Genomic DNA, 18,768 nt, shown 5'->3' with positions numbered 1-18,768 from the left:
GGTCAGCCGCGGGTGAAGCGCAGGGTGATCAGCTGGAAAGGGCGCAGGCGCAATCGGATTCCGCGCTCCTCGGGCGTCGCGGCGTCGTCGGCGGGCCGCGCGCGCTCCAGCAGATCGCAGCGGGTGTGACCGGTGGTGGGGAATCCGGGGGTCAGCAGCGCCGAGGTGCGGGCGCCTGCGGCCTCGTAGACGCGGATGACCACATCGCCGGAGCCGTCGTCCGCGAGCTTGACCGCGCTGGTCACCACGTCATCGTTGTCGACGGTGAACAGGGGAGTGACCGGCTCGGCGACGCCGGGGGTGAAGGGCGGCAGGTTGATTCGATAGCCCTCCCGCACGGCATCGGTGATCGAGGCGCCCGCGATCACGCTATGGTGGAAGGTGTGTGTGCCGTGATCGGTTTGGGGATCGGGGAATTGGGGCGCGCGCAGCAGCGAGGCGCGGACCGTGACCGTCGTGCCGCCGTCGGGGCGGACGGTGCGGGTGAGGTCGTGCCCGTAGGTGGAATCGTTGACCAGCGCCACGCCCCAGCCCGGTTCGGTCAGGTGCAGGAAGCGGTGGTTGCAGGCCTCGAATTTCGCGTATTCCCAGCTGGTGTTGGTGTGCGTGGGCCGGTAGAGGTGGCCGAACTGGGTTTCGGCGGCGTAGCGGTCGGCGTGAATGTCGAGGGGGAAGGCCAGTTTCAGGAATTTCTCGGTCTCGTGCCAGTCGACGGTGGTGGCGATGTCGAGGGCGCGGGCGCCGGGGCGCAGGGTGAGGGTCTGCTCGACGGTCGAGGAGCCGAAGCTGCGGCCCAGGCGGACCGTGACCGACGGTGAATCCGGTTCCGCCGCAAGGAAATCGATGCCGGTCAGGTCGGTGACGCGGTTGCGGTAGAACAGGTCGACGTCCCAGGCGTCCCAGGAGTTCGGCAGATCCTGGTGCAGCTGCAGCAGATTCGCGGGGGAGCCGGGCGGCAGGGTCTCGCGATCGTGTTCGAGGTCGAGCATCGAGACGATGAGGCCACGGGCGTCGATCTCGACGCGCAGCACCTCGTTGGCGAGGACGAATCCGCCGTCGGCGCGCTCGGTGATCGAGCAGGCCCGGCCGGTGTCCTCGGGCCCGGCCCCGCCGGCGGGGATCCCGCGCCACGCATGCGGGGCCGCGTTGAAGACATTTTGTCCGGAGGCGGCACCGCCGAGCGTCCACTGCGCTCGCTCGATGATCGAAGACAGTTCCGCGGCCACCGTCGCGTAGGTCTGTCGCGCCTCCCGGTGCACCCACGCGATCGAGGAGCCCGGCAGGATGTCGTGGAACTGGTGCAGCAGCACCGTCTTCCAGATCCGGTCCAGCTCCGCGTACGGATAGTCGAGACCCGCCCGCACCGCCGCGGTGGCCGCCCACAGTTCGGCCTCGCGCAGCAGATGCTCACTGCGTCGATTGCCCTGCTTGGTCTTGGCCTGGCTGGTCAGGGTCGCGCGATGCAGCTCCAGATAGAGCTCGCCCACCCACACCGCCGGAGTCGGGTACTCGGCCTCGGCGGCGCGGAAGAACTCGGCGGGGGTCTCCCACACCACCGTCGGGGAGCCCTCGAGGTCGCGCATGCGGGCGGCCTTGGCGACCATCTCCCGGGTGGTCCCGCCGCCGCCGTCACCCCAGCCGGTCGGGGCGAGCGAGCGCGAGGCGCGGCCCTTCTCCTTGAAATTGCGTGCCGCGTGGGCGATCTCGCGCCCCTGCATCGAACAGTTGTAGGTGTCGACGGGCGGGAAGTGGGTGAAGATCCGGGTCCCGTCGATGCCCTCCCACAGGAACGTGTGGTGCGGGAACGTATTGGTCTGACTCCACGAGATCTTCTGCGTCAGGAGCCATTTCGATCCGGCCGCCTTGATGATCTGCGGCAGCCCGGCGGCGAACCCGAAGGTGTCGGGCAGCCACGCCTCCTCGTTGTCGATCCCGAACTCCTCGAGGAAGAAGCGCTTGCCGTGCACGAACTGCCGCGCCATCGCCTCGGAGCCGGGCATGTTGGTATCCGACTCCACCCACATGCCACCGGCGGGCACGAACCGGCCCTCCGCGACCGCCTCCTTGACGCGCGAGTACACCTCGGGCCGGTGCTGTTTGAGGAAATCGTATTGCGCCGCTTGGGACATGGTGAAGATGAAGTCCGGCTCCTCGTCCAGCAGCGAGGTCATGTTCGCCGCGGTGCGCGCCACCTTGCGGACGGTCTCGCGCAGCGGCCAGAGCCAGGCGGTGTCGATGTGCGCGTGGCCGACCGCGGAGACGCGGTGCGCGGAGCCGATGGCGGGCCGGGCCAGCACCTCGGTCAGGCATTCCCGGGCCGCGGCGGCGGTGCCGTTGACATCGCGCAGATCGACGGCGTCCAGCGCGCGTTCGATGGCGCGCACGATGTCGTAGCGCCGCGCGGGATCCTCCGGCATCTCGTGCATGAGCTCGCCGAGCACCTCGAGATCCTGGACGAGTTCCCAGACGGTCTCGTCGAAGACCACCAGATCCATTCGGCCCAAACGGTATTGCGGCTCGGGCCCGGCGGTGTCCTTGTCGCCGAGCGCGGTCGGCCCGAAGAACGGGATCACCGGATTCGCCGCGGCCTCGACATGGAACAGCACCCGCTCGCCGCCGACCGCGGGCGTCGCGATCCGCACCCACTTGTTCTGCGGATGCAGCCCCTTCACCGGCGACCCGTCGGGCCGGTACACCAGTCCCTCGCACTGGAATCCGGTCATCCCGCCGTCGAACCCGAGATCGATGATCGCCTCGACGATCTTGCCCGCCCACTCCGGCGGCACCGTCCCCTCGACCGTGAGCCAACTGGTACTCCACGGCGCACCCCAGCGCGCCCCCGGTTCCACCGGCGTACGCGGCGCGGCCAATCCCTCGGCCACACTGACCGGTTCACCCGGAGCGACCCACATCGACGCCCGCAGCGGCACCGACTCCCGATAGATCGCCGGGGCTATCCGCCCCCCGAGCACGCGCCCGAGCCGACCCTCGATCAACCGGCGATCGTCGTGCATGACGGTGGCTCCCCTCAGCTGTGTACATGAAAGACACGGGCGGGCTCGCGAAACGCTCGGCGTCAGACTCTAGCGCCCGGCTAGACGATCGGGGCGGAAGGATAGCGCGCGGCGGCCTGGCCGCGATCGAGCTGGCGCAGCAGGCGCAGGGCCGGGACGGTGAGGATGCCGGCCAGCCGGGTGTAGGGCCAGACGGCGATGAGCAGCATGACGATCAGGCCGCGCGCTTGGTAGATCGCGGGGGCGTGCACCATGACCTCGGGGGCCGGATGCAGGGTGAGCAGCGAACGCGCCCAGACGAAAAGCGTTTCGGCGGTGCGATAGTGCCCGGCGGCGGATTGCGCGTCGAAGGCGACCAGTACGGCCGAGACCAGTGCCGCGACCAACAGCGGCAGGGTGATCCGATCCAGCGGCGTGACCCGGTGGCGAACCTCGGCGGCGATCAAGGGCGGAATCAGCAGCAGCGCCGCACCGGTGATGGTGAGCGGGCACGCGAGCAACTGCACCGCCATGAGCACGGTCGCGATCCCGGCCTCGGGCCGCGAATGCGGTCCCGACACCAGCATTTCGACGACCCGCACCACGAACAGCGCCGGTATCCCGGCCCGCAGCGCCGCGATCCCGAATCGCTGCAACCGATCCACATGCGGCCCATACAGATACCCGAGAAACCCGTCGCGCCGATATCGCCACACGTGCCCGACCCCGCACGACACGACACACGCATAGGGCAACACCACCCACAACGCGACCATCTTCGCCCGCCATCCCAGTCATCCGCCTCAGGTGCGGACCACTGTCGCACGGCCACGCGGTGCGGTGAAGTGCCGAATCGTGCCAATCTCCGGATTCGTCCTCGAGGCCGACGGCGTCGGAGATTTCGGCAAGTGAGGGCGGCGCGCCGCAATTGGCGGGACAGGCGCGGGCGGGTGGGCCATGATGGCGGCATGGCTTCAGACGCGGCGGGGAGTGCCGCACTCGGGATGATTTGTGATGCTTTTACACCGGGGGACGGGGGTGAGTTGTTGTCGGCCTCGGAGTTGGGGGTGGCCGATACCGTGCGGGAGTTGCTCGGGCGCAATCCGCGCGAGGCGGAGCGCAAGCAGTTCGAACTGTTGATGCGGGTGTGGGATTCGCGGCTGTTCGGGTTGATCAACGGGGCGGGCTTCAAGAAGTTCTCGCGGTTGAGTGCCGCGGAGCGGGAGCGGTGGCTGTTGGGGATGGCCAACTCGCGGATCGAGAAGAAACGGGCGCTGTTTCAGGCGTTGAAGGGGGCGGCGGTCACCTCCTATTACCTGACGCCGGGGCCGACCGGGGTCAATCCGGTGTGGGAACGGATGGGGGTGCCGCCCGCGTTCGGGCCGGTGGAAGGCGCGAAGCGCGGGTTGAGCCCGGAGCGGCCGACCGCGGACACCGCCGTGTCGTGCGATGTGGTGGTCATCGGCTCGGGTGCGGGCGGCGGGACGGCCGCGGCGGTGCTGGCGCAGGCCGGGCTGGATGTCGTTGTGCTGGAACGCGGGGAGTACCTCGACGACCCGGATTTCGGCATCGGGGAGAAGGAGGGGTTCCTGCGGCTGTACGCGCCGGGACCCGCCGCGACCGCCGAGGGGCAGCTGGGCCTGGTGGCCGGAACCGCGCTGGGCGGCGGCACGGTGGTCAACTGGACCACCTCCTTCCGCACGCCCGACGACGTCCGCGAGGAATGGGCCGCCGTCGGCGCGAAGCAGTTCGCCGACCAGGAGTACACCGATGCCCTCGACGCGGTGGTCGCCCGGCTCGGCGTCAACACCGACCACTCCCCGGCCTCGCACCGCGACGAGATCCTCGAACGCGGTCTGCGCAAACTCGATTGGCACGTGGAGCCGTTGCCCCGCAATGTCGGCGACGCCTGCGACGCCGGGATCGAGTGCGGCCGTTGCGGATTCGGCTGCCGGGTCGGCGCCAAGCAGTCCGTGGTCAAGACCTGGCTGGCCGACGCAGTCGAGCACGGCGCGCGGCTCTACGTCGGGACCGATGTGCGCTGCATCGTGGTCGAGAACGGCAAGGCCACGGGCGTGGAAGCCGTGACGGCCCGGGGGCATTCGATCTCCGTGCGGGCCCGCGCGGTGGTCGTCGCGGCCGGGGCGATCCAGACCCCCGCGCTGCTGCGACGCTCGGGCCTGGCCAACCGCAATATCGGCGACTACCTCCGATTGCATCCGGCCACCGCGGTTTTCGGCGTCTTCGACGAGGAGATCCGCCCGTGGGAGGGCGGCCTGCAGACCCGCTACTCCAAGCAGGACCGCGATCTCGACGGCAAGGGCTACGGCGTCATCTACGAGACCGGCCCCATGACCCCGGGCATGTCGGTCGGCTTCCAGGCGTGGACCGGCGCGGGCGCCCACCACGAGCGCATGCTGAAGCTGGCCAATACCGTCGCCGTCGGCATCATCACCCGCGACCGCGACCACGGTTCGGTCGAGACCGACCGCAAGGGCGAGGCGGTGGTGAACTACCGCCTCTCGGCCCGCGACGCCGCCCACATGCACACCGGAATCGTCAATGCCGCAAGCATTCTGGAGGCGGCGGGCGCGCAGCGCATCTTCTCCGGCCATCAGGCCGGGGTCGGCTACGAACCCGGCGTCAGCGGCTCGCACGAGGAGTTCGCGGCGCGGGCCGAGGCGGCCGGATACGCGCCGGGCCGGTGCGCGATGGGCGCGCTGCACATCATGGGCTCGGCCCGCATGGGCGGTTCACCCACGGATTCGGCGACCGATCCCGACGGCGCGACCTGGGATGTCCCCAATATCGTGGTGGCCGACGGCTCGTGCTTCCCGACGGCGTCGGGCGTCAATCCGATGGTCAGCATCGAGGCCATCGCCCACATGAACGCGACCCGCCTGGCCGCGTCGCTGAAGTAGCTAATCGCGTTGCGGCGCGGCGTTTTCGGACACTGATTCCAACGCCGCGCCGAACGCGCTCACGATCACCAGCCGAATCTGCTCGACCGCTCGATCGATCGGTCCGGTCGGCTGGAACAGATGGCTCAATGCCAGCCGCACCAGCACCTCGGTCATCGAACCCAATTCGGCATCGCTCATCTCCGCGAGCCCGTACTGCGCGCGGATGGCGGCCGTCAACGCGGTGATCGCGCGCCCGAGCACGGGCTCGGTCTCGGTCATCAGCACCGGCAGCAGGGCGGTGTCGGTCGCCGACCGTCCGGCCAGCACCGCCTTGAGCAAAGTGTTGTCGGCGCCCGTTCGCAGCGTGTACTCGACCGCTTCGGTAAACCCCGCTGCCACATCGGTCGGATGCGCGGCCAGGCTCCCGGCGATTCCCACCAGGAAGGTGTCGACCTCCTGCCGGATCACCACCTCGGCCAGCTCGTGCTTGTTGGCGAACTCCTTGTAGAGCACCGGGCGGCTGACGCCCACCTCCTTGGCCAGCCGCGACATGTTCACCGCACCCCAGCCCTCGGTGACGACGATGCGCCGGCCCGCGTCGATGATCCGCTCGCGCAGCAGCTGCCGCATCTCGGTCTGGAAGTTCGGCGTCTCGAGCACGCCCCGATCGTACATGAGCTCGCCTTTCGTCCTGTCGTTGACAGACTGCTTCACTCTGTATCTAATGAATACAGTTCTACGAAAAGTGTAAACGCTAGGAGTACGGCAATGACGACGTCTCGCAGCCGAGAATCGGCGACGACGGAATCGTCCGCGCGCCCGCAGTGGCGCGATCGCAAGCGCTATCTCTGGTTGTTCGGCCTGGTCCCGCCGACCGCCCTCTTCCTCGCAGTCGCCCTGATCTGGGCATTCAATGAAATCGGGTGGTCGGCCATATCGCCGGTCTTCTGGTGGATCGGCCCGCTACTGGTCTACGGACTGCTGCCGGCGCTGGACCGCTTCTTCGGCCCGGACGGCCAGAACCCGCCCGATGAGGTGATGGAGTATCTGGAGAACGACAAGTACTACCGGTACTGCACCTACGCCTACATCCCGTTCCAGCTGCTGAGCCTCGCCGCCGCCTGCTATCTCTGGACGGCGAGCGACCTGTCCTGGCTGGGCATCGACGGCGGCCTCGGCCTGATCTCCAAGCTCGGGCTGGCCCTGAGCATGGGCGTGATGGGCGGCGTCGGCATCAATACCGCGCACGAACTCGGCCACAAGAAGGACGAACTCGAGCGCTGGCTGTCGAAAATCACGCTGGCCCAGACGTTCTACGGGCACTTCTACATCGAGCACAACCGCGGGCACCACGTGCGCGTCGCCACCCCGGAGGATCCGGCCAGCGCCCGCTTCGCCGAGACCTTCTGGGCGTTCCTGCCGCGCAGCGTGTGGGGGAGCCTGCGCTCGTCGTGGGAGCTCGAGGCCAAGCGCCTGGAGCGGCTGGGCAAGCGGCCGTGGACGATTCGCAATGACGTGCTCAACGCCTGGCTGATGTCGGTGGTGCTGTGGGGCGCGCTGGTCGCGGTGTTCGGCCCGGCGGTGCTGCCCTGGCTGGTGATCCAGGCGATCTACGGATTCACGCTGCTGGAGACGGTCAACTATCTCGAGCACTACGGGCTGATGCGGCAGAAGCTGGCGTCGGGCCGCTACGAGCGCTGCACTCCCGAGCACAGCTGGAATTCCGACCACATCGTCACGAACATCTTCCTCTACCACCTGCAGCGGCACAGCGATCATCACGCGAATCCCACTCGCCGCTACCAGATCCTGCGCAGCATGGACGGCGCGCCGAACCTGCCCAGCGGCTACGCCAGCATGATCTCGCTGGCATACTTCCCGCCACTGTGGCGCCGGGTGATGGATCACCGCGTGCTCGACCACTACTCGGGCGACATCACCCGCGTGAACATCCAGCCCCGCAAGCGCGCCCGCGTGCTGGCGAAGTACGGGGTGGCGTGATGTCGGCCTACCGCTGCCCGATCTGCGATTACGTCTATGACGAGGCCAAAGGCGCACCGCGCGAAGGCTTCCGGGCGGGCACCCCGTGGTCCGCCATTCCCGACGACTGGTGCTGCCCCGACTGCGGGGTCCGCGAAAAGGTCGACTTCGAACCTACCTCCGTCCCGACAGGACACCGCCGTGAACACTGACTTCAAACTCTTCCGCTGCCTGCAGTGCGGCTTCGAATACGACGAGGCGCTGGGCTGGCCCGAGGACGGCATCGAACCCGGCACCCGCTGGGACGACATCCCCGACGACTGGTCCTGCCCGGATTGCGGTGCGGCCAAATCCGATTTCGAGATGGTCGAGGTCAGCCGCGCGTGACCGGCCGCATTGTCATCGTGGGCGCGGGCGTCGCGGGAGCCACCGCCGCCCGCACCCTGCGCACCGAGGGCTACACCGGCGAGATCGTGCTGCTCGGCGCGGAACCCGAACCGCCCTACCGCCGCCCGATGGTGTCCAAAGAGATCCTCGCGGGCACGGTCGAGGATCGCCGAACCCTGCTGCAGCCCAGCGACTTCTGGCATATCCACGACATCGAGTTGCGACTGGGAGCCAGGGTCGAGTCCATCGACCCCGGACCCGCTCTGGTCTGGCTCGCTGACGGAACGGCCATCGGCTACGACAGTGTGCTGCTCGCGACCGGCGCCCGCCCCCGGACATTGCGCCTCGCACCCGACGGTGAAAGTGCCACTATCCGTGGCAGTTACGGCGGCGTAGGTGGGTGCGGGCGGATTCTGACGCTGCGTGGCCGGGCGGATGCGGAGGTCTTGCGGGAGGCGATCGGGCAGGGCGGGTCGCTGCTGATCGTCGGGGCCGGGCTCATCGGGTGTGAGGTCGCGGCAACCGCGCGGGGGCTGGGGGTCGAGGTCACGGTGGTGGACGCGGCGGGATTGCCGTTGGAGCGGGTCGCGCCGCCGGTGGTGGGTGAGTTCGTGCGGAAGCTGCACGCGGACAACGGGGTCGCGATCCACACCGATGTCCTGCTGACCCACCTGGGGCACGGCGGTGAGCAAGTGGTCGCGGCGGCGGCCGACGGCAGGGCCTGGAATGCGGGTGTTGCGCTGGTCGCGATCGGATCTGTCCCGGACACTTCGCTCGCCGAGGCCGCGGGACTGGCTGTCGCGGACGGAATTCGGGTGGATGAGCACTATCGGACGTCGGCCGCCGGGGTGTACGCGGCGGGCGATGTCGCGAGCCGATTCGATCCGGCGGCGGGGGAGCATCGGCGCGAGGAGCATTGGAACAGCGCGCAATCGCAGGGCGCGGCGGCCGCTCGGTCGATGCTCGGCAAGCCGCGGGCGACAGAGGACATCGCATGGGGCTGGTCCATGCAGTACGGGCGGAACATCCAGTTCGCGGGGAGTATTCGAGCTGCTGACGAGCAGATCGTCCGCGGTAGCGTCGAGTCCGGGGACGCCACGGTGGTCGGTCTGCGCGAGGGACGCTCGAGCGGTGTCGTGGCTATCGGCCGGGCCGCCGAGTTCCGCGCGGCTCGCGATCTGATGGCCCGCGGTGCGGTCCTCGACCGCGAGTCCTGCGCCGACGAATCACGCCCTCTCGCAGCGGCGCTCACACTGTCCGGACAGTCATGAGGGCATCCGCCAGCAGTTGAGCAAACAGCTCGCAAAATTTGAAATGCCACTGAACCGCCCGCTCGGTTCGGTGGCATTTCGCATTTGCCGGGGCATTGCTGAAATCCGCTGGTAGACCCTGCTATTCGCGCGGCGCGCGCATCTTTCCCCGACTCGCCGACCCCTGTCAACCGCACGGATATTTCCGTGAAGACTGACACGTCAGTCCGAAATCTGTATTACTGTCTCGGTCAGTCGGAACCGGTCAGCAGAGGGGCCGGTCGGCATCGACCAAACAGTGGGGCTGTGGGGTGGTGAACATTGGTCGACAAGGCTGTTCGGGGGCCGGAGCCGGTGATACGGCAGGCAATCGAATTCGTACTTTCCGGGCTGCGGACATTCGGACGCACCATTCAGCTGGCGATCGCGGCGTTCCGCTTCCTGGTCGTCGACATCGTCAAACTTCGGCATCCGTGGCGTGACACGCTACAGCAGGGCTGGTTCATCGTCAGCGTGACGGCGATTCCCGCTGTGCTGGTATCGGTTCCGTTCGGCGTCATCGTCGCGGTGCAGGTGGGGAGCCTGACCCAGCAGGTCGGCGCCAGCTCGGTCTCGGGCGCGGCGGGCGGCCTCGGCGTGATCCGGCAGGGCGCGCCCATGGTGACCGCGCTGCTGCTCGGCGGCGCCGCGGGATCGGCGATCGCGTCGGATCTGGGTGCGCGCACCATTCGCGACGAGGTGGATGCCTTGCGCGTCATGGGAATCGACCCGGTGCGCCGGCTGGTCGCGCCGCGGCTGGCGGCCATGATCGCACTCACCCCGCTGCTGTGCATGCTGATCATCTTCATGGGCGTGTTCACAGGGTATGTGATCGCGGTCGGCTTCCAGGGGGTGACGCCCGGCTCGTATCTGTCGGCGTTCGCGGCCTTCGCCAAGATGGCCGATCTGTGGGTGGCCATCGTGAAGGCGGTCATCTTCGGGGTGATCGTGCTCATCGTGTCGTGTCAGCGCGGGCTCGAGGCCACGGCCGGTCCGCGCGGGGTCGCCAATGCGGTGAACGCGGCGGTGGTGATCGGCGTGATCGCGGCCTTCGGCGTGAATCTGGTGATCACGCAGCTGGTTTCGATGTTCCTACCGACGCAGGTGGGCTGATGACCCAGGTACCCGCGAAATACACACCGCTCGGCCACGCGGGCCGGGTGATCGGCTCCAGCGCGCAAGCGCCGCTCGGCGTCTTCGAATCCCTGGGCCACCAGGCGACTTTCGTCTTCGAGGTGCTCGCCGCCATCCCGCACACGCTGCGGTACTACCGGCGCCAGACCATGCTCATCCTCTCCGACATCACCTGGGGCTCCGGGGCGATCATCGTGGGCGGCGGCACCGTGGCGGTGCTGGCGTTCCTGGGTATCGCGGTCGGCGGTTCCATCGGCGTGGAGGGTTTCACCGCGCTGAACATGGTCGGCATGGGCCCGCTCACCGGGTTCGTCTCCGCCTACGCCAATACCCGCGAGATGGCGCCCATGGTGGCGGCCATCGGCTTTGCGGCACAGGCAGGTTGCCGCATGACCGCCGAGATCGGGGCCATGCGCATCGCCGAGGAGATCGACGCGCTCGAGGCCATCGGCATCCGGCCGATGCCGTTCGTGGTGACCACCCGCGTGATCGCGGGCGTCATCACCATCGTGCCGCTGCACCTGCTCACCCTCATCCTGTCGTACCTGTCGTGCGCGACCGTGGTGAACGTGCTGCACGGGCAGTCCTCCGGCACCTACTACCACTATTTCGACGCCTTCCTGCAACCCAGCGATGTGCTGGCCTCCCTGCTCAAGGCGACGATCTTCGTGGTCGCAATCATTCTCATCCACGGCTACCAGGGCTTCTACGCCTCGGGCGGGCCGGAGGGCGTGGGCCGGGCCTCCGGTCGCGCCATTCGCGCCAGCCTGGTGCTGGTGGTCATCCTGGACATGATCCTGACGATCGTGATCTGGGGCCTGGATGTCGGCATCCGGATCTCGGGGTAGTCATGGCGGTGTTCAAGGATCATTCCGGGCGCAGCGCCGGACCGTGGATGTTGCGGCTGCGGGGGCTGGTGATCGCCGTCGTGCTCGTCACCGTGACGATTGTCGTGAGCTCCTATGCGCGTGGCGCTTTCGCGGACAAGTTCGAGGTCACCGTGGACGCGGCGACCCTGGGTGAGGGGCTGGCGCCGGGCGCGGAGGTCAAGTTCCGCGGGTATGCCATCGGCACGGTCAAGCGGGTCGAGACCGTCGGCTACGGGCATCAGCGCATCGATCTGGAGATCGAGCGACGCCAGGCCGACGCGCTCACCGACGATGTGACCGCGCGGTTCACCTCGTCGAATGTGTTCGGCTCCAGCGCGATCGAATTGGTGCCGGGCACCGACGGGAAGAAGCTGCGGGAACACACCATCCTGCAGATCGGCGAGAACGCCACCAACGCGACCGTGGCCGGTGTGTTCCGGCGGGCGGCGCGGCTGACCCAGGTGCTGGATTCGGCGTCGGTGCGCCGGCTTTTCGACCTGCTGCTCGACAATGCCGCCAGCATGGGCCCGGTCCTGCAGTCGTTCTTCGAGACCGCGCGGACCCTGGCCGACGGGCAGCAGAACACCCTGGCGCACTACCTGCGCATCGGCGGGGATATGACCGGCGCGTTCCGGGATCTGACGCCCTCGGCCGGGCACGCCGTGCTGGCGGTGCTCGAACAGAGCGCCTACTTCGGCGAACCGGAGAACCGGGCGCGCACCAACAAATCCACCAATGGCGTGAACGACGCTGTGCTGGTGGGGCTTTCGAACCTGCTGCAGCAGAACAATCCGGACCTGGAGAAGATCCTCGACTCCATCCTGGATCTGGCGGTGCCGATCAGTGTGTCGATCGGCTCGGTGGCCCCGGCCTACAACCGGGTCCCGAATCTGCTGCAGGCCATGAACGGGGCGCTGCCCGTGGTGGACGGCCATGTGCAGCTACAGCTGGAGCTGATCGCCAAAACCATGCCGTACCTGGCGGATTCGCTGGCGGGAGGGACGAAATGAGCGAGATCACCAAATCCGCGGTCAAGCTCACCGTGTTCCTGGTGATCGTGGCCGCCTGCACGACCTTCATCGTGACCGCGCTGCGCACCCCGATACCGGGTGACAAGGTCGCCTACGACGCGGTGTTCACCGATGTCTCAGGGCTTTTCGCCGGTGACTCGGTGCGCATGTCCGGCGTCGCAGTCGGCAAGGTCGAGACCGTCTCGCTGGACGGCACCAAGGCGCGCGTGCACTTCACTGTCGACGACACCCGGCCGGTCTACGACAACACCAAGGCCGCGGTGCGCTATCAGAACCTCATCGGGCAGCGGTACGTCGAGCTGCTCACCGAGGGCAAGGCCGGGGCGAAACTGGCTGCCGGAGCGACCATTCCGGTGGAGCGGACCATTCCCAGCTTCGATGTGTCCAAGCTGTTCAACGGCTTCAAGCCCATGTTCGACACCCTGGATCCCGCGCAGCTCAACCAGTTCGGCAACAACCTGCTGCGCGTCATCCAGGGCGACGGATCGGGCATCGGGCCGGTGCTCGCGGATGTGGACACGCTCACCAAGCACGCCCGCAACAGCGAGGCCGTGATCGTGCTGCTCATCCGCAACCTGGGCATGGTGTCCGACGCCATCGGCGGCAAATCCCAGGCGGTCGGTGATCTGGTGGAACAGCTCTCCGGCATCCTGCACCAGTTCACCTCCAAGACCCAGACCATGCTCAACGCGGTCGATACGGCGAAAGCCGTGCTCGCGCCGATGGTTCCGATCCTGGAGGAAGGCCGCGACGCCTACGACCTGGGGTACGGGCCGATCGACGGTCTGCTGCGCCGGCTGGTGCCGCAGACCGACCAGCTCACCCAGATCCTGGCCATCACACCGCAGTTGGTGACCGGGCTGAACCAGTCGGTCCCCGGGCAGGGCTACAAGCCGCGCATCACCTGCACCAATGGTGAGGCGGCGCTGCCCGCGACGGTCGGCGTCATCCTGTCCACACAGAACCTGGTGGTGTGCAACTGATGCGGGCACTGATCAACTACGTCGGTGAGCTGATTCGCGACGTCCTCACCGGGCGCGGCGACCAGAACACCCAATTGCGCTGGGGCATGGCCGGTGTCGTGGTGTGCGTGATCGCGCTGACCATCGCGGGGGCGCTGTATGTGATCCCGTTCGGGCAGCGCACCTATGTGGCCGACTTCAAGATCTCCGGTGGCGCGCGCTCGGGCGACGAGGTGCGGGTGGCGGGCATCAATGTCGGCAAGATCCGCAGTGTGGATCTGGTCGGGGATCACGTGGAGGTCGCCTTCACGGTGAATCACGATGTGCGCGTGGGGGATCGGTCGGCGGTCGAGGTCAAGATGCTGACCCCGATCGGCGGGCACTACCTCGCGTTGGCCCCGGCCGGTGACAAGACGCTGGGGTCGAAGCACATTCCGCCGGAGCGCACGGCCACGCCGTTCGAACTCAGCGACATCCTCGACAAGGGCACCCCGATCTTCGGCAAGGTGGACGCGAGCACCATGCGCGACACCATCGGGCAGCTGAACACGGCCCTGGCCGGGCAGCCCGACGCGCTGCGCGGGGTGATCGGCAATGCCAACGAGCTGACCGGGCTGCTCGCCCAGCGCACCGATCAGCTGAACACGGCGCTGAACGTGTCCGACGAATACGTCGCCGCTATTGCCGACGACAAGGCGCTGCTGGCCGATTTCGTGCGGCAGCTGGGCCAGGTCGCCGATCAGCTCGGCAATCGCAAGGACGACATCGTGAGCATGTTCAACCTGCTCAAGCGGCTGCTGGTGATCCTGCACCGCCCGATCATGGCCTACGGCGACAGCATCGAGCCGTCGGTGACGCAGTTCGAGCAGCTGTTCTCCAAGCTTGTCGCCAATCCGGATCAGGTGGACACCGTGATCAACGGGCTGCGCGATGTCATCGACAAACTCAACGGGTTGCTGGGCAATCAGGTGAAGGTGAATCAGCCGGTCGCCGGTGTCCAGATCTGCATTCCCTACGAAGGCAAGGCGTGCTGAATGAGATGGGGTAGAACAGCACTCGCCGCCGGGGTCGCCGTGGCGGTGGTGGCCGCCGGGGTGGCCGGGGTGTCGTGGGCGAATACGGTGCGCGATCCCAAGCAGAGCTTGTGCGCCGAATTCACCGATACCGTCGGGCTGTACGAGGGCAATAGCGTGACCATGCTCGGGGTCGAGGTCGGGACCGTCTCGAAGATCGAGGCGCTCGGCGACCGCATGCGGGTCACCATGAACGTCAAGGATTCGGTGAAACTGCCGGCCGACATCCAGGCCGTCACCATGTCGAGTTCCATTGTGACCGACCGGCATGTGGAGCTCACCAAGCCGTATACCGGCGGGGCGCAATACGACACGTCGAAATGCATTCCGCTGCAACGCACCAAGACACCGATCGGCATCAGCGAGGCGCTCGACGCCATGGGCAAGCTGGCCGGTGACCTCACCGGCGGCGGGACCGGCGGCAAGCCGGACACCCTGCTCGACGACACGCTGACCGCGGCCAACAATGCCATCGACGGGACCGGGCAGCAGTGGAATCAATTGCTGCAGCGGCTGTCCGCGACCATCGGGGATCCCAATCAGAAGGACGCGGTGTTCCGGCGGCTGGTGGACAATCTCGACCAGCTCACCACCATGTTCGTGACCAACTGGCCGGATATGGCCCAGGTGCTGAACAATCTGCGGGCCGGGCTGCAATTGATCGGGGAGTTCTCGACGGAATTCTCCACGGCCGTGGATGTCGCGGTCGAATTCCTGCCGGTGATCGCCCGCAACGCGGGCAAATACGATCAGCAGATCTACGGTCTGCTGGATGTCCTGCTGCCGCAGGTGCATACGTTCGTGCAGCAGCATCAGGGCGATATCAATTCGCTGCTCGCGGTGCTGCCGCCGCTGGCCGCCCAGCTACCGCAGGCGGGTGCGAAATGAGGCGCGCTGTAGTTTTGAGGAGCACAGCCATCAAACTGCTGCCGGTACTCACGGCGGCGACCCTGGTGCTGACCGGATGCGGTGTGAAGGCGACCGATATCCCGATTCCGGGCACCTATCCCAGCGGTGACACCTACACCGTCCGCATCGAATTCGGCTCGGTGCTCAACCTGCCCGACCGCGCCAAGGTGATCGCCGATGGTGTCGAGATCGGCATGCTCGACCATATCGAGCTGATCGGGAACACCGCGGTGGCGACGGTGAAACTGCACACCGACGCGAAATTGCCCAAGGCCACCACAGCGGAACTGCGGCAGGACACCATCCTCGGCGATATCCACATCGCCCTGGAGGCACCCAAGAACGCGCCCTCGGTGTTCCTGATCAATGGCGATGTGATTCCGGTGTCGCAGACCATTCCCGCCACGAATGTCGAGGACATTCTGCGGGCGCTGTCGAACATCATGACCGGCGGCCGCTGGAGCGATATCCAGAAGCTGGTCACCGATGTGAACGCGGCATTCCCGTCGGACCCGGCGGAACTGGACCGGATCAACCTGGCGGGCCGCGCGGCACTGCACGATATGGCCACGCACACCGACGATCTGAACCGCATCCTCCTCTCGGCGCAGCAGATCACGGCCAAGCTGGAATCCGGGCGCGGGGCGGTGGACCAGATCCTCACCCTGGGGCCGGACCGGGCCGCCGGTCTGTCGGAAGTGCTGCTCGCCGTGGTCAATCTGATCATCAGCGGCGGGCCGCTGGCCAAGAACGCCGGTGACCTGCTGCTGCCGCACATCGGCGACTTCCGGTCCATCGTGTCGATTCTCGCGCCGACCGCGGTCACGGCCGGATACGCCGACCTCACCCTCGCGGCCAATCTCGACACCTTCCACACCCTGCTGCGGGAGAAGATCATTCCCTTCCTGCAGTCACCGGATGTGAAGGTGCGCAAGATCTCCGCGGATGTGCAGGCCGATCAGCTCATCACCACTATGCGTTCGATCGGGATGGTGCCCTGATGAAACTCTCACTCTCCGGGCCGGTTTCGCTGATTCTGCTGATGGTGCTCACCCTCGTCTGCGGCAGCTATATGGCCGTGGGCGTGCTGAATCTCGATCCGCGCCGCGAGAACAACACCGTCACAGTGCTATTGGACAGTTCGGGCGGTCTGATGAAGACCTCCGAGGTGACGCTGCGGGGTCTGCCGATCGGGAAGGTTCGCGATATCGGCGCCACCGGACGCGGGCTGGCGGTCACCCTCGAATACGACGCCAAATACAAGATTCCGGTCGACAGCGTCGTGCAGATCGCCAACCTGTCGGCGGCCGGTGAGCAGTTCCTCGACTTCCGGCCCGCCGGGACGGCCGGGCCGTACCTGCACGACGGCAGCATCGTGCCGAACCGGCAGGTCAAGGTCGCGACCACGGTCGGTGACGCGCTGGCCAAGCTGGACGCGCTGACCGCGCAACTGGATCCGGCCAAACTGCAGAACCTGGCGACCACCGTGGCCGCCGGATTCGAGGGCCGCGACGCCGACGTCGCCAACCTGACCCACGCGCTGATCAATACCGCGAACATGTTGCACGACAAACGCGATGCCGTCGCGCGCCTGTACTCCAATGTGCAGAACCTCGGCGACAAGTTCGACGGGCGCGCACCCACCATCTCCGCGGCCGCCGGAGATATGGACGCCGCGCTGCCGGAACTGCTGCACATCATCGCGGCCTTCCAGAACTACTCCTACATCGGCGAGAACATCTACGACGATCCGATCGGGCCGCTGGTCAACAAGATCAACGAGTACCTGCAGCTGATCGGGCCCGATCTGAGCCATATCGCCACCGTCCTCAAACCCGCCACCACCGCGATCAAACCGCTTCGCGTGGACGCCGGATCGATCGTGGACCTGCTGGCCACGGTGTTCCCCGGCGACGGCGCCGCCCACGTGGCCATCGAGACTCCGCGCTAGAGAGAAGGCATTCCATGAGTGAGACCGAGACGATCGAGCAGCCGACCGAACAGACGCCCGAACCCGCCGCGGAGCAGGTTGCGGTGCCCGCCAAGGGCTTCGGTGAACGCGCCTACCCGTTCCTGGCCGCCGCCACCGCGCTCTTCGCGATCGCGGCCGTGGTGTTCGGGGTGCTGTGGCACGGATCCGCCAACGACTACGACGCCCTGAAATCCGCGCAGTCCGACCGCGATCGGGCCGCCCAGGTGGCCCGGGACTACACCCTGCGCTCGCTCACCTACGACTACCGCAACCTGCCCGCCTTCTTCGACGGTGTGCAGCGCGGCACCTCGGACGCGTTGCGCGACAGGTACTCCCAGGTCCACGACACCCTCGCCAAGATCATGACCGATGCCCAGGTGGTCGCCACCGGCGACGTGGTCGGCACCTCGGTGGAGGCCAAGGGCAACGACCAGTACACGGTCACCGTCTACGCCACCCAGAAGACCCAGAACGTGCAGCAGCAGGATCCCGCCACCGTGCCGAACCTGCTGGTGCTCACCGTCGCCAAGAGCGGCGGCGACTGGCTGGTCACCGACTACGGCCCCAAGGACATCGGCGCGAAGGGCGGGGCCGCGAAATAGTCTCGAAGCGCATCGGCCGGCCGCCGCAGACCGAGCTCCCGTCGCGGCGGCGCCGGCAGATCATCGAAGCCGCCTTCGAGGTCTTCACCGCCAACGGCTACGAGGCCACCGCCATCTCCCAGGTCGCCGCCCACGCCGGAATCGGCCAGGGCACCGTCTACCGCTACTTCGGCAGCAAACGCGAAATCCTGGACCACGTCATCGATCTCGGCATCGAGAAGGTGACCGAGGCGATGGAACTGCACCTGGTGTTCGGCGCCGCGGGCGATGTCGGCGAGCTGGTGGCGGTGGTGCGCGCGGCGGTCGAGCGCCTCTACGACCTGCTCGAGCGCGAGCCGCAGGTGCTGCGGCTGCTCGTCGTCGAGGCGGGTGCCATCGATCCGGAACTGGCGCACCGGCTGCTCGGCCTCGAGTCGATGACGGCCTCACTCATCGCGGGAGAACTGACGCGTGGCATGGAGGAAGGTTGGATTCGTCCCGATATCGACCCGGAAGTGCTGGGCCACACCATTCTCACCATGGTCGGCCCGTGGATCATGCGGGAACTGGTGGGCGCGGGCAATCCCGCCATCCGCGACCGCAGCATGACCGTCGTCTTCGACCTGGTCGACAAGACCCTGCGCCCGTGGAGCCCCCGGCCGTGACGCCCCTCGCCGCCGACCCG

General features: G+C 67.4%; 18 protein-coding genes and 1 pseudogene. 16 read left to right on the top strand and 3 right to left on the bottom strand.

The genetic code is table 11. From position 1 onward, the window contains the following. Positions 1-2 precede the first annotated feature (2 nt). Together ACAM49_RS22825 and ACAM49_RS22820 are read right to left on the bottom strand one after the other, a co-directional pair. Positions 3-3,014, bottom strand: coding sequence for an alpha-mannosidase (locus ACAM49_RS22825; protein ID WP_369637580.1), 3,012 nt, complete (start codon positions 3,012-3,014; stop codon positions 3-5). Positions 3,015-3,094: 80 nt separating this feature from the next. Further along, a complete protein-coding gene (locus ACAM49_RS22820) occupies positions 3,095-3,769 on the bottom strand; it encodes a respiratory nitrate reductase subunit gamma (RefSeq protein ID WP_369637579.1) in 675 nt (224 codons plus the stop codon). Between the two features lie 228 nt (positions 3,770-3,997). Here ACAM49_RS22820 and ACAM49_RS22815 point away from each other — a divergent pair, with 228 nt between their 5' ends. Next, positions 3,998-5,914, top strand: a complete 1,917-nt coding sequence (locus ACAM49_RS22815; protein ID WP_369637596.1) for a GMC family oxidoreductase N-terminal domain-containing protein — start codon at positions 3,998-4,000, stop codon at positions 5,912-5,914. Here the strand turns inward: ACAM49_RS22815 and ACAM49_RS22810 are convergent, their stop codons facing one another. Further along, positions 5,915-6,571 (bottom strand): TetR family transcriptional regulator, encoded by a 657-nt coding sequence (locus ACAM49_RS22810; RefSeq protein WP_369637578.1) that lies wholly within the window; start codon positions 6,569-6,571, stop codon positions 5,915-5,917. A gap of 93 nt (positions 6,572-6,664) precedes the next feature. Between ACAM49_RS22810 and ACAM49_RS22805 the strand changes: the two genes are divergently transcribed. From ACAM49_RS22805 to ACAM49_RS22735, 15 genes and pseudogenes are all read left to right on the top strand, one after another. Continuing rightward, complete coding sequence (locus ACAM49_RS22805) at positions 6,665-7,897, top strand: alkane 1-monooxygenase (protein WP_369637577.1); 1,233 nt, start codon at positions 6,665-6,667, stop codon at positions 7,895-7,897. Continuing rightward, positions 7,897-8,088, top strand: coding sequence for a rubredoxin (locus ACAM49_RS22800; protein ID WP_369637576.1), 192 nt, complete (start codon positions 7,897-7,899; stop codon positions 8,086-8,088). Before ACAM49_RS22805 ends, ACAM49_RS22800 begins: the two co-directional genes overlap by 1 nt. Beyond that, a complete protein-coding gene (locus ACAM49_RS22795; protein ID WP_369637575.1) occupies positions 8,078-8,263 on the top strand; it encodes a rubredoxin in 186 nt (61 codons plus the stop codon). The genes ACAM49_RS22800 and ACAM49_RS22795 overlap by 11 nt, the downstream gene beginning before the upstream one ends. Then, positions 8,260-9,534, top strand: coding sequence for an NAD(P)/FAD-dependent oxidoreductase (locus ACAM49_RS22790; RefSeq protein WP_369637574.1), 1,275 nt, complete (start codon positions 8,260-8,262; stop codon positions 9,532-9,534). Before ACAM49_RS22795 ends, ACAM49_RS22790 begins: the two co-directional genes overlap by 4 nt. Positions 9,535-9,867: 333 nt before the next feature. Further along, positions 9,868-10,665 carry an ABC transporter permease gene (locus ACAM49_RS22785; RefSeq protein WP_245569089.1) on the top strand — a complete coding sequence of 266 codons (798 nt, stop codon included), beginning with the start codon at positions 9,868-9,870 and terminating at the stop codon, positions 10,663-10,665. Then, on the top strand, positions 10,665-11,534 hold the full coding sequence (locus ACAM49_RS22780; protein ID WP_369637573.1) for an MlaE family ABC transporter permease: 870 nt from the start codon (positions 10,665-10,667) through the stop codon (positions 11,532-11,534). The genes ACAM49_RS22785 and ACAM49_RS22780 overlap by 1 nt, the downstream gene beginning before the upstream one ends. A gap of 2 nt (positions 11,535-11,536) precedes the next feature. Then, positions 11,537-12,565 (top strand): MlaD family protein, encoded by a 1,029-nt coding sequence (locus tag ACAM49_RS22775; RefSeq protein ID WP_369637572.1) that lies wholly within the window; start codon positions 11,537-11,539, stop codon positions 12,563-12,565. After that, entirely contained in the window at positions 12,562-13,569 is a 1,008-nt protein-coding gene (locus tag ACAM49_RS22770) for an MlaD family protein (protein WP_369637571.1), read from the top strand. Before ACAM49_RS22775 ends, ACAM49_RS22770 begins: the two co-directional genes overlap by 4 nt. Continuing rightward, complete coding sequence (locus ACAM49_RS22765; RefSeq protein WP_369637595.1) at positions 13,569-14,582, top strand: MlaD family protein; 1,014 nt, start codon at positions 13,569-13,571, stop codon at positions 14,580-14,582. Before ACAM49_RS22770 ends, ACAM49_RS22765 begins: the two co-directional genes overlap by 1 nt. Next, positions 14,583-15,509 (top strand): MCE family protein, encoded by a 927-nt coding sequence (locus ACAM49_RS22760; RefSeq protein ID WP_369637570.1) that lies wholly within the window; start codon positions 14,583-14,585, stop codon positions 15,507-15,509. A gap of 14 nt (positions 15,510-15,523) precedes the next feature. After that, a complete protein-coding gene (locus tag ACAM49_RS22755) occupies positions 15,524-16,531 on the top strand; it encodes an MlaD family protein (protein WP_369637569.1) in 1,008 nt (335 codons plus the stop codon). Then, positions 16,531-17,481, top strand: coding sequence for an MlaD family protein (locus ACAM49_RS22750; protein ID WP_369637568.1), 951 nt, complete (start codon positions 16,531-16,533; stop codon positions 17,479-17,481). The genes ACAM49_RS22755 and ACAM49_RS22750 overlap by 1 nt, the downstream gene beginning before the upstream one ends. Before the next feature lie 14 nt (positions 17,482-17,495). Further along, entirely contained in the window at positions 17,496-18,104 is a 609-nt protein-coding gene (locus ACAM49_RS22745; protein ID WP_369637567.1) for a hypothetical protein, read from the top strand. Further along, positions 18,044-18,241 (top strand): annotated as a pseudogene (locus ACAM49_RS22740) (hypothetical protein); the annotation flags it as partial. The gene ACAM49_RS22745 and the pseudogene ACAM49_RS22740, both read left to right, overlap by 61 nt. Positions 18,242-18,337: 96 nt before the next feature. Continuing rightward, entirely contained in the window at positions 18,338-18,748 is a 411-nt protein-coding gene (locus ACAM49_RS22735) for a hypothetical protein (RefSeq protein WP_369637594.1), read from the top strand. Positions 18,749-18,768 lie beyond the last annotated feature (20 nt).

The sequence above is a fragment of the Nocardia sp. JMUB6875 genome, assembly GCF_041154655.1.
GTDB lineage: Bacteria > Actinomycetota > Actinomycetes > Mycobacteriales > Mycobacteriaceae > Nocardia.
This window is presented reverse-complemented; position numbering and strand designations above follow the sequence as displayed.